Source organism: Pseudomonas fluorescens (assembly GCF_000730425.1).
In the GTDB taxonomy this organism is placed as follows: Bacteria; Pseudomonadota; Gammaproteobacteria; order Pseudomonadales; family Pseudomonadaceae; genus Aquipseudomonas; species Aquipseudomonas fluorescens_X.
On record NZ_CP008896.1, the window covers coordinates 888,588 to 899,637 of the forward strand.

Annotated in this window: 9 protein-coding genes; 5 read left to right on the forward strand and 4 right to left on the reverse strand. The window is 60.8% G+C overall.

Annotation, left to right across the window (positions count from 1 at the left end):
* Positions 1-150: 150 nt before the first annotated feature.
* Entirely contained in the window at positions 151-2,124 is a 1,974-nt protein-coding gene (locus HZ99_RS03680; RefSeq protein WP_038441406.1) for an alpha-1,4-glucan--maltose-1-phosphate maltosyltransferase, read from the reverse strand.
* 200 nt (positions 2,125-2,324) lie between these two features.
* Between HZ99_RS03680 and HZ99_RS28965 the strand changes: the two genes are divergently transcribed.
* The 5 genes from HZ99_RS28965 (at position 2,325) to HZ99_RS03700 (ending at position 6,457) form a co-directional block, all read left to right on the forward strand.
* Entirely contained in the window at positions 2,325-2,483 is a 159-nt protein-coding gene (locus HZ99_RS28965) for a hypothetical protein (protein ID WP_181883211.1), read from the forward strand.
* A 68-nt stretch (positions 2,484-2,551) separates the two neighbouring features.
* Entirely contained in the window at positions 2,552-2,791 is a 240-nt protein-coding gene (locus tag HZ99_RS03685; protein WP_038441407.1) for a DUF3203 family protein, read from the forward strand.
* Positions 2,792-2,986: 195 nt separating this feature from the next.
* Positions 2,987-4,402, forward strand: coding sequence for a cytochrome c oxidase accessory protein CcoG (ccoG, locus tag HZ99_RS03690; RefSeq protein ID WP_038441410.1), 1,416 nt, complete (start codon positions 2,987-2,989; stop codon positions 4,400-4,402).
* A gap of 112 nt (positions 4,403-4,514) precedes the next feature.
* On the forward strand, positions 4,515-5,924 hold the full coding sequence (gene mapR, locus HZ99_RS03695) for a GntR family transcriptional regulator MpaR (RefSeq protein WP_038441412.1): 1,410 nt from the start codon (positions 4,515-4,517) through the stop codon (positions 5,922-5,924).
* Positions 5,925-5,998: 74 nt separating this feature from the next.
* The gene (locus HZ99_RS03700; RefSeq protein WP_038441414.1) at positions 5,999-6,457 is read left to right on the forward strand and encodes a hypothetical protein; all 459 of its coding nucleotides are present in this window, start codon (positions 5,999-6,001) and stop codon (positions 6,455-6,457) included.
* A gap of 51 nt (positions 6,458-6,508) precedes the next feature.
* On the opposite strand, the gene HZ99_RS03705 is transcribed toward HZ99_RS03700, so the two are convergent.
* The 3 genes from HZ99_RS03705 to HZ99_RS03715 form a co-directional block, all read right to left on the reverse strand.
* Positions 6,509-7,255 (reverse strand): SDR family oxidoreductase, encoded by a 747-nt coding sequence (locus HZ99_RS03705; protein ID WP_038441416.1) that lies wholly within the window; start codon positions 7,253-7,255, stop codon positions 6,509-6,511.
* A 97-nt stretch (positions 7,256-7,352) separates the two neighbouring features.
* A complete protein-coding gene (locus HZ99_RS03710; protein WP_038441418.1) occupies positions 7,353-9,428 on the reverse strand; it encodes a putative bifunctional diguanylate cyclase/phosphodiesterase in 2,076 nt (691 codons plus the stop codon).
* Between the two features lie 205 nt (positions 9,429-9,633).
* The gene (locus HZ99_RS03715) at positions 9,634-11,031 is read right to left on the reverse strand and encodes an efflux transporter outer membrane subunit (RefSeq protein ID WP_235205591.1); all 1,398 of its coding nucleotides are present in this window, start codon (positions 11,029-11,031) and stop codon (positions 9,634-9,636) included.
* Between the last annotated feature and the right edge of the window lie 19 nt (positions 11,032-11,050).

Sequence of the window (11,050 nt, forward strand, 5' to 3'; positions counted from 1 at the left end):
ACTCCTGGAAAATTCAAAAAAACTCAGACACTGGGCTCGATCTATGTGGGAGCGGGCTTACTCGCGAAAGCGGTGGGTCAGTGGGTTGATACTTGGCTGACACACAGCCTTCGCGAGTAAGCCCGCTCCCACATTTGATCGCCGCCAGCATCAAGACTGAGTGATCCGCCAGATGCCAAAGGGCATGTGAGGCTCGATGCGCATCCATTGGGTCTTGCCATACCAGGTCCAGCGATGGCCGTTCATCAGGTCTTCGCCCTGGACCTGGGCATCGTCGGGCAGGCCCATCTCCCACAGCGGCAACTCGAAATGGGCTTCCTGGGCGTTGAATGGGTCGAGGCTGACGGCGATCAGGATGAAGTTGCCGCCCTCCTCGCTGCGCTTGCCGAAGTACAGGATGTTGTCGTTGAAGGCGTTGTAGAGCCTCAAGCCCAGGTGCGTCTGCAGGGCCGGGTTTTGCCGGCGGATGCGGTTGAGCTGGGCGATTTCGGCAATGATGTTGCCGGGGGCGCTGAAGTCCCGGGGGCGGATCTCGTACTTTTCCGAGTCCAGGTACTCTTCCTTGCCCGCTACCTGCGCGCTTTCACACAGTTCAAAGCCCGAGTACATGCCCCACAGGCCCGAGCCCATGGTGGCCAGCGCAGCACGGATCAGAAAGCCCGGGCGGCCGGAGTCATGCAGGAAACCTGGGTTGATGTCCGGCGTATTGACGAAAAAGTTAGGCCGGTAGCATTCACGCCAGGGCGACTGGTTCAGTTGGCTGAAGTACTCGCTCAGTTCGGCCTTGGTGTTGCGCCAAGTGAAATAGGTGTAGCTCTGGGAGTAACCAACCTTGCCCAGGCGCGCCATCATCGCCGGGGTGGTGAAGGCTTCGGCGAGGAAGATCACCTCGGGGTAGCGGGCCCGTACATCGCTGATCAACCATTGCCAAAATGGCAGGGGCTTAGTGTGGGGATTGTCGACGCGGAAGGTCTTGACCCCCTCCTCGACCCAGCCCAGCACAATATCGCGCAACTCCAGCCACAGGCTGGGGATTGCATCGGCGGCATAGAAGTCGACGTTGACGATATCCTGGTATTTTTTCGGCGGATTCTCCGCGTATTTGATCGTGCCGTCCGGCCGCCAGTTGAACCAGCCGGGGTGCTGCTTGAGCCACGGGTGGTCCTGGGAGCACTGGATGGCAAAGTCCAGGGCAATCTCCAGGCCGTGCGCGGCGGCGGCCGCTACCAGGCGTCGGAAATCTTCGCGGGTGCCCAGTTGCGGGTGGATCGCGTCGTGCCCCCCCTCTTCGCTGCCAATGGCATAAGGGCTGCCAGGGTCATCGGGGCCGGCGGTCAGGGCGTTGTTCTTGCCTTTGCGATGGCTGCGGCCGATGGGGTGGATCGGCGGGAAGTACAGGACGTCAAAGCCCATGTCATGGATCATCGCCAGGCGCGAATGCACGTCATTGAAGGTGCCGTGGCGCGCCGGATCGTCTGTGACCGAGCGCGGGAACAACTCGTACCAACTGGCAAACAGCGCCCGGGGCCGTTCCACATCCAGCGGATACGCCGGGCTGCTGCTCAGGTAGGGGCGTAGATCGGCCTGGGCCATCAGCTGTGCACTCTCTTCGTGCAGAAACAGCGCCACCTGCTCGGTTTCCAGCAGGCCGGACAATTGTTGATGCAGCTGCTGCAAGTGCTGTTGCAGTTCGCCTTCGCTGCGTTCGGCCGCCTGCTGGACCTGATTGCGGCCTTCCTGCAGTTCCAGGCTGACGGGGACGCCGGCGGTGTGTTTCTTGCCCAGTTCGTAGCAGAAGCTGGCGAAGTGATCGATCCAGGCCTCGATGCAGTATTGGTGAGGGCCTTGCTCGGTCACACTGAACGCGCCCTGCCAGGCATTGTTGCCCTGGTCGCCCATGGGCACGCTGTACCAATGGTCTTCGCTCAAGCTCCGCCAACGGATCAAGACGGCCAACTGGTCATGGCCATCGGCGAACACGTTGCATGTAACCTGGATACGCTGGCCTTGCACGGCCTTGACCGCAAAGGCCCCGGCGTCGATCACAGGTGTGGTGTCTTCAATGGCGATCCTGGGCAGCAACAGAGCCTGGGACAGCGGTAGTGCGAGTCTTTGAGCCGTCATCGAGCATCTCCCCTCACGCCCCATGGACGCGCTTGTGCTTGATTTTCAGTGCCGCAAACGGGCTCTCCCTGAGCCGGCCACATAAGGTCCGAGCCCGGTGGCCGAGGAAAAGTTCAGGTGGATGTACCGCCATCGGGCGGGAATCAAACCGCCATGACCGTTGTCCACCGATTGAGCAAAGCACAAACGAGGCCACCGTGATGAACATCCCGATTCCAGCCGAAACGCCTGACCCGAATATCGATAAACCCACCCTGCCGCCGAGCGAGCCTGCCCCCATTCCCGAGCAGGAGCCGCCAGAAAGCGTACCGCCAGCCAAGGAAGAACCGCCCACGACGACGCCACCGATTATCGTGTAGCACCGGTTTCGGGTGCCGCTATCGCGCGCGTCACCCCATGAACAGCAGCGTTCGACCAGGAGCAGACCATGCCCATCCGTATCGAAAACCAGACCTGTTATTTCAAGATCGACGACAGCGGTGAAGAACAAAGCCGCAGCGTGCTGCAAGTGAAGGTGATCACCGACAGTGACAAAGCCATGTCAGCCGTCGAGATTGACGGCCAGCGTATCTACATCACCGAGGCAGAAGCCGACGCCCTGACCGTCGCCGGCGCCATTGACGGACGCAAGCACCTCAAGGCCAGTACCGGTGATTCGGTGATTTGATTGATCTGGATCAGCATGCCGTAGGCACTGTTGATCCAGGCGCCGGCCCCAAGGCTTGCAGGGTGCTGCACATTGTCGCAGCGCCCCCTGTAAAAACCATCTGATCCGCTTTTTATCGATTTACCTGAGTCTGTTATGCAAACAGATCGCGTCGCATAGTTCATCCGCCTGATGGAGGCTGATGAGCGAAAGACCATGAGCGATAGAATCCCCGTCCGATTAGTAGAAAATTTCGAGCCTGCACATCCAAAGAAGATGAAGGCCAAATCCAGCGACAACCAGATTCACACCCGCAGTTTCACCGGCCTGTTCCGCACCTTGCGCATAAGCGGTGCAGGCTTTTTGTTCCTGGCGTTTTTTGGCACCGTGTGGCTGAACTGGGACTCGCGCCAGGCAGTGCTATGGGACCTGGCTGAAAGCAAGTTCCATATTTTTGGGGCAACCTTCTGGCCTCAGGACTTCATCCTATTGTCGGCATTGTTGATCATCTGTGCCTTTGGGCTGTTTGCGATCACGGTGTTCGCCGGCCGCGTCTGGTGTGGCTACACCTGCCCGCAAAGCTCGTTTACCTGGCTGTTCATGTGGTGCGAGAAGGTCACTGAAGGCGAACGCAACCAGCGGATCAAGCTGCAAGCTGCGCCCTGGAGCCTGAACAAACTGGCGCGCCGCGCCGCCAAACACACCCTGTGGCTGGCGATCAGTGTGCTGACCGGCTTGACCTTTGTCGGCTATTTCACCCCGATCCGCCCCTTGGCCGAAGAGTTGCTGACCTGGCAGATGGGCGGGGTCAGCCTGTTCTGGGTGCTGTTCTTTACGGGTGCCACCTATATCAATGCGGGTTGGTTGCGCGAAGCGGTGTGCATGCACATGTGCCCGTATGCGCGGTTCCAGAGCGTGATGTTCGACAAGGACACCCTGACCATTTCCTACGATGCCGCCCGTGGCGAAAGCCGTGGCCCGCGCAAACGCGATGTGGACCCAGCCGAGGTCGGCCTGGGCGACTGCATCGACTGCCACTTGTGCGTGCAGGTCTGCCCGACCGGTATCGACATCCGTGACGGCCTGCAAATGGAATGCATCGGTTGCGCGGCGTGTATCGATGCCTGCGATTCGATCATGGACAAAATGGGCTATGCCAGGGGCTTGGTCGCCTATACCTCCGAGCATCAGTTGCAAGGTGGCAAGACCCACCTGCTGCGCCCACGGCTGATCGGCTACAGTGCGGTGCTGCTGATAATGATTGCCGCCCTGGTGATGGCATTGATGCAGCGGCCCATGGTTTCGCTGGATGTGACCAAGGACCGGGGCATGTTCCGGGAAAACAGCCAGGGGCTGATCGAGAACATCTACAGCCTGAAGATCATCAACAAGACCCAGCAGCGTCAGGATTACCGCGTGGAACTGGTGGATGGCGAGGGTTTTGAGCTGCAAGGCAAGACTCAGATCAGCCTCGCACCTGGGGAAATCACCGACGTGCCGGTCTCTGTGGCGATGACCCGTGAAAAATCAGCCAGCAGTTCGCAAACCATCCATTTCAAGGTGACAGATATGGACGAACCAAGTGTTTATAGTGTCGCCGACAGTCGTTTTGTGGCGCCGCTGAACCGCTGAGATACACAGTCTCCCTGTAGGAGCCGGCTTGCCGGCGATGGCGCCCTCGGGATCACCATCGCCGGCAAGCCGGCTCCTACCGTTCAATAACTCATTAATGCATTGGGTCACGATGAAACGCTACGAGAAATTTGCCGACGACATCGCTGAACTGATCCGCTCCGGCGTCCTCGGACCGGGCCAGCGCGTGCCATCGGTGCGCTATGCCAGCCAGACCTATGGCGTCAGCCCGTCCACAGTGTTCCAGGCCTACTACCTGCTGGAGCGCCGCGGCCTGATCCGGGCCCGGCCGCGCTCGGGGTACTTCGTCAATACCCATGCCCCCAGCCCGTTTTCGGAACCGGCGGTCAGCGCCCATGTGCACGAATCCACCGAGGTGGATGTCAGTGAGCTGGTGTTTTCGGTGCTCGATTCGATCAAGGACCCGCAGACCGTGCCCTTTGGCTCGGCCTTCCCCAGCCCCACTCTATTTCCCCTGCAACGCCTGGCCCGCTCCCTGGCCAGTGCCAGCCGCGAGATGGACCCGCGCATGGTGGTCACGGACATGTCGCCGGGCAACCCGCAACTGCGCCGGCAAATCGCCCTGCGCTATATGGTCGGCGGCCTGATGCTGCCGATGGAAGAGTTGCTGATCACCAACGGTGCCCTCGAAGCGCTGAACCTGTGCCTGCAGGCGGTAACCGAGCCTGGCGATCTGGTGGCCATCGAGGCTCCGGCGTTTTATGCCTGCCTGCAAGTGCTGGAGCGCCTGAAACTCAAGGCCGTGGAAATTCCGGTGCATCCGCGCGATGGCATTGACCTGAAGGTGCTGGCCCAGACGCTGGAGCGTTACCCGATCAAGGCCTGCTGGTGCATGACCAGCTTCCAGAACCCCATGGGCGCAACCATGCCCGAGGCCAAGAAGCAGGAGTTGGTCGAGTTGTTGCGCGGGCATCAGGTGCCGCTGATCGAAGACGATGTGTACGCCGAGCTGTATTACGGCCAACAGGCGCCCAAGCCGGCGAAAGCTTTCGACACCGAAGGCCTGGTGATGCACTGCGGCTCCTTTGCCAAGAGCCTGGCCCCCGGCTACCGCGTCGGCTGGGTCGCAGCAGGCCGTTATGCACAAAAGATCGAACGCCTGAAACTGATGACTTCGCTCTGCGCCTCGATGCCGGCCCAGGCGGCGATTGCCGACTATTTGCAACACGGCGGCTATGACCGCCACCTGCGAAAATTGCGCTATGCCCTGGAAGAGCAGCAAAGTGCGATGCTCGCAGCCATCGCCCGGTACTTTCCGGCACAAACCCGGGTCAGCCAACCCGCCGGTGGCTACTTCCTGTGGCTGGAGCTGCCGGAACAGACCGATTCGTTGAAGCTGTTCCAGATGGCACTGGCCCAGGGCATCAGCATCGCGCCGGGGCCGATTTTTTCACCGACCCAGCGTTTTCGTAACTGTATCCGCCTGAACTACGGTAGCCCCTGGGATGAGGCGGCGGAAAAGGCAATGGAGACGCTGGGGCGGATCGTGCGTTCGTTTTGAGGGGCATAGGGAACCAAATCGGCCGATAGGGTTAATAAATGGAGCGGTCTTTTTTCCCTACGAAGAGGTATGTCATGAACACTACTGCACCGTCCTATCCCGCCCCACTGCCTGTCCCACCCAATTACATGCGCATTGCGGAGCGCGAAGCGGTCCGCGCAATGACCGGGCCAATGGGGCGCCAGACAGACGATCAGCGCTCGGCACAAAAAATCATCGAACAGAGCGCGGTGTTAAGGGACTACCTCGGGGGCGATGACCACTGGCAACTCGACGTTGACCTCAAACGGGACGTGGGGGACTGGACAGAGAACAACCCCGCCCCGGATTCCCGGGCCAACGCGGCCTACAACCTGGACAAGGTGCTGCGCTTGATCGACAACCTGGATGAGGACACGCTCATCGGCAGTGAGGAGCGCAACGGCAAGATAGATGGTTTTTCCGAGCGTGGCGTGGCCATTCAGAAAGACTCGGAAGCAGATCGACTGGACAAGTTTGCCCGTAATGGCTACGAGGCGTTACGCAGCTTTTGACGCTGAGTGCTGGCGAGAAAGTAGCCCTGCGCCAGCACTGACGTCCGCCTGTTATCGGCCGCCTCCCAGATCGACGAAGGTCCCGGTGGAATACGATGCCTTGTCTGACAGCAGCCACACAATTGCCTCCGCCACTTCATCCGGGCGCCCGCCACGGGCCATGGGAATCCCCGATTCCAGTTTGCTGACCCGGTCAGGGTCGCCGCTCAAGGCGTGAAAGTCGGTGAAGATATATCCAGGGCGCACTGCGTTGACACGAATCCCCTCACCCGCCACTTCCTTGGATAAGCCAACGGTGAAGGTATCCAGTGCGCCCTTGGACGCCGCGTAGTCCACATACTCGCCGGGCGAGCCCAGGCGTGCGGCCACCGATGAAACGTTGACAATGCTCCCACCCTGCCCGCCATGCTTGGGCGACATGCGCAGCAGCGCATGCTTGGCACACAGGATCGGGCCCAGCACATTGGTCTTGAGGATTTTCAGGATTCGAAACTCGGACATCTCATCGACCCGCGACTTATGCCCGACGGTCCCGGCATTGTTGACCAGCGCGGTCACACGGCCCAGTTCAGCGTCGACGCGGTTGAACAGGCTGATCACTTCATCTTCGATACTCACATCGGCGCGCACCGCAATGGCCTGCGCACCCAGCGCACGTACCTGTTCCAGCACACGCAGCGCGGCTTCTTCATCGGACTGGAAGTTGATGCAAATGCGATAGCCCTGCCGGGCCAGCAGCAAGGCCGTGGCGGCCCCGATCCCTCGACTTGCGCCAGTGATGATGACGACTTTGTCCATGCCTATTGACCCCCATTCAACCTGAGCAGTTGGATCCAAGAATACCTGTGCCTGCCAGGTTTTGCATGGAGCGGGGTCAATTGATCTCAGGCGGCGGTTATGCCCGTTGTTCCTTGGCCAGGATCGCGCTCATAAAGGTATCCGGCGGCAGCGGGAGGCCCAGGTGGTAGCCTTGCAGCGAGTCACAGCCCAGGCGCGTGAGGAAATCCTGCTGCACATCGGTCTCGACCCCTTCGGCCACGATGCGCAGGCCGAGGGCCTGGCCAAGGGCGACAATGGCCGAGACGATGGCGGCATCGTCACTGTCATGCTCCAGGTCTCGCACAAAACCGCGGTCGATTTTCAGCTCGTTGGCCGGCAGGCGCTTGAGGTACATCAGGCTGGAATAGCCAGTGCCAAAGTCGTCGATAGACAGGTCAACGCCCATTTCCGAGAGTTTCTGCAGCACCGTCATACTTGCATCGGCATCGCTCATGGCAGTGGTTTCGGTGATTTCCAGGGTCAGGCTGTTGGCCGGCAACTGGTGGCGTTGCAGGGCGTTGGCGACGCTGGTGACCAGTCCGGCATGGCAGAACTGCAGGGCTGACAGGTTGACGGCAATGCGCCAGTCACGATAACCCTGGGAGAACCACACCTGCATTTGCCGGCACGCTTCGTTGAGCACCCAATCGCCAATGGCAATGATCACCCCGGTCTTTTCTGCCAGCTCGATAAACTTGTCGGGCAGCAACAGACCGTGTTGTGGATGCTCCCAACGCAACAGCGCCTCGGCACCGATGGCACGACCGCTGATCGCGTCGAACTTGGGCTGGTAGTACAGGCGCAACTGCTGTTGCTCTACCGCATTGCGCAGATCCTGCAACAACTGCAGTTGCTTGCGTGCGTTGGTGTTCATCGACACATCGAAAAAGCTATAGCCGTTCTTGCCCATGCTCTTGGCGTGATACATCGCCGCATCGGCATTCATCAGCAGTTCCTGGGGCGTTGCACCGTTACCGGGGAACAGGGCAATGCCAACGCTGGCCGAGATATTCAAGTCATGCTCGGCCACCCGGAACGACTTATTGATCAGCCCCACCTGGCGCTCGGCCAGGCGCAGTGCGTCATCAGGTTGGCCCAACTGCACCAGCAACACGAACTCATCGCCGCCGATCCTGGCCAGGGTGTCCTGGCTGCGCAGGTCTTCACGCAGGCGCAAGCCTACTTCGCGCAGTAACTGGTCGCCCATATGATGGCCAAATGCATCATTGACCGGTTTGAAGCCATCCAGGTCGATAAACATCAGGGCAAAACAGCCCCCCTGTTCGGCGACCAATTGTGTGGCCTGCTGGATACGATCGGCCAGCAACGTGCGGTTTGGCAGACCGGTCAGGGTGTCGTGCAGCGCCAGGTGGGTGAGTTCCTGGTTCGCCAAGGTCAGGGAGTCGGCAAGCACTGCCGTGCGGGCTTCCAGCCGTGCGTCGAGCAACGAGGTCAACAGGGCAATGGCCAATACCGCCAGGGTGGTCACCAACACCAGATTGTCCAGCCCGCTGCCGCTCAGGCCATCCACCGAGGCCCCACAAAAACTGCCATCGGCAAAACGTGCCGCCGCCATGCCGGTGTAATGCATGCCGACGATAGCCACGCCCATCACCACCGCCGCGCCACCGCGGGCCAGGCGTACATACGGCGTATTGCGCCGCAGGCTGAAGGCGATCCACAACGCAGCGGCGGAGGCACCGACCGCGATCAGCAGCGAGGCGCCAAATAAGGTGGGGTCGTAGTCGATGCCCGGCATCATGCGCATGGCGGCCATGCCGGTGTAGTGCATGGCACTGATCCCCGCCCCCATCACCAGGGCCCCGAAGCCCAGTTGCCAGGCGGGCAAGCGCGGTTGATTGACCAGCCACAGGGCAAACCCGCTGGACAGAATGGCGATCAACAACGACAGCGCCGTTATGCCAACGTCATACCCCAGGGTGATGGGCAGGCGAAACGCCAACATCCCGATAAAATGCATCGACCACACGCCAATGCCCATGGCCAACGCCCCACCGATCATCCATAGCTGCGCGGCCCGGCCTTTGGCTGTGGCGATGCGTCCGGTCATATCCAGGGCGGTATAGGATGCAAGGATCGCCACGAACAGCGAGATCAGGACCAGTGCGGGGGAATAACTGCCGGTAAGCATGAGACTTCTCGTGGCTGACGATGCGAACGGCGTCCGTGCCGGGGAAAGGCTAGGGATTGTAGCGAGAAAAATTCTTGGGCAGTTGAAATATTGTCATTAGGCCACTAATGGCATTTTGCAACAATTTTCCTGTAGGAACCCGCTTGCTGGCGATGGTTGCCTACCGGCCTCATCGCCGGCAAGCCGGCGCCTACCGATGCGGGGGTCAGGGGTTTTCGTCAGGCTGCATCTGGCCGTCCCAGCCGCCACCCAATGCGGCGATCAATTGCACGCTGGCGACCAGCCGGGTTTGCAGCAGGGTCAGTACGGTCCGTTCGTTGCTCAGGGCCGTTGCCTGGACGTTCACCACATCCAGATAGGCAATCAGGCCCGCCTTGTACTGGTTCTCGGTCAGGCGCAAGGATTCACGGGCGGACTCCAGCGCCTCGTTGCTCACACCCGCCTCCTCTTCCAGGACCTTGAGCTGGACCATGTAGTTTTCTACCTCGCGCAAACCGTCGAGGACGGTCTGGCGATACCTGGCCACGGTTTCGTCGTAGGACGCTTCAGCGCGGTCAACTTCCGCCGAGCGCTGGCCACCATCGAACAACGTCATGGCCAGTCTTGGCCCCACCGACCAGAAACGGTTCGGCAAGCTGATCCAGTCGGCATAGGTACTGCTGGAATAACCACCCGCCAGGCTCAGGGTCAGGTCAGGATAGTAGGCGGTTTTCGCCACGCCGATATTGGCGTTGGCCGCGATCACCGCACGCTCTGCCGAGGCGATGTCCGGGCGGCGCTCCAGCAGTTGCGATGGCAGCTCGGCGGGAATCTGCGGCAAGACGGGAATGTCTTTGCTCACCGCCAGGTTGAAGGTGGCCGCAGGTTCGCCGATCAGCACTGCAATGGCATTTTCCAGCTGCGCGCGCTGCCAGATCAGATCGATCAGGCTGGCCTGGGTGCTTTTGAGCTGGGTCTGGGCCTGAGCCACTGCATCTTTGCCCGAGACACCTGCGCGGTACTGGTTTTCGGTCATTTTCAGCGAACGCTGGTACGTCTCGACAGTGGCTTGCAACAAGCGCGTCTGTTCGTCCATGACTCGCAATTGCAGGTAGTTCTGCACCAACTCCGACTGTTGGCTCAAGCGCATGGCGGCCAGGTCGGCGGCGCTGGCCTGCTCACTGGCATTGCTGGCTTCCAGGCCGCGACGCAACTTGCCCCAGATATCAGCTTCCCAACTGACCCCCAGCTGGGTGTTGAGGGTGTCGCGGATACCGCTGCTGGAGCTGCTCAAGCTCGCATTGCTGCTGCCGGTGCCCTGGCTGGCGCGGGTTTTGCTCGCGCTCAGGTCGACGGTCGGAAAGAACGCCCCCCGGGAGCTGCGCGCGGTGGCCTGGGCCTGGCGGTAGCGGGCTTCGGCCTGGGCCACGGTCTGGTTGGCGTTATTGAGCTTGTCCACCAGGCTGTTGAGTTGCGGGTCGCCATACAACTCCCACCAGGCGCCACGGGCCAGGGCATCGCTGGGCGCCGCCTGGCGCCAGCCCTGGGCCTCTTTGTACTGCGCCGGCTCAGCGACTTGCGGGCGCTGATAATCGGGGCCGATGGCGCAGGCGCTGAGCAGCATGGCGCAAAACACTGTAGGC

Coding starts and splice junctions, on each gene's coding strand:
- HZ99_RS03710 (WP_038441418.1), bottom strand. CDS start 9,428: ATGCTTACCGGCAGTTATTCCCCCGCACTGGTCCTGATCTCGCTGTTC.
- HZ99_RS03705 (WP_038441416.1), bottom strand. CDS start 7,255: ATGGACAAAGTCGTCATCATCACTGGCGCAAGTCGAGGGATCGGGGCC.
- ccoG (WP_038441410.1), top strand. CDS start 2,987: ATGAGCGATAGAATCCCCGTCCGATTAGTAGAAAATTTCGAGCCTGCA.
- mapR (WP_038441412.1), top strand. CDS start 4,515: ATGAAACGCTACGAGAAATTTGCCGACGACATCGCTGAACTGATCCGC.
- HZ99_RS03715 (WP_235205591.1), bottom strand. CDS start 11,031: ATGCTGCTCAGCGCCTGCGCCATCGGCCCCGATTATCAGCGCCCGCAA.
- HZ99_RS28965 (WP_181883211.1), top strand. CDS start 2,325: ATGAACATCCCGATTCCAGCCGAAACGCCTGACCCGAATATCGATAAA.
- HZ99_RS03700 (WP_038441414.1), top strand. CDS start 5,999: ATGAACACTACTGCACCGTCCTATCCCGCCCCACTGCCTGTCCCACCC.
- HZ99_RS03685 (WP_038441407.1), top strand. CDS start 2,552: ATGCCCATCCGTATCGAAAACCAGACCTGTTATTTCAAGATCGACGAC.
- HZ99_RS03680 (WP_038441406.1), bottom strand. CDS start 2,124: ATGACGGCTCAAAGACTCGCACTACCGCTGTCCCAGGCTCTGTTGCTG.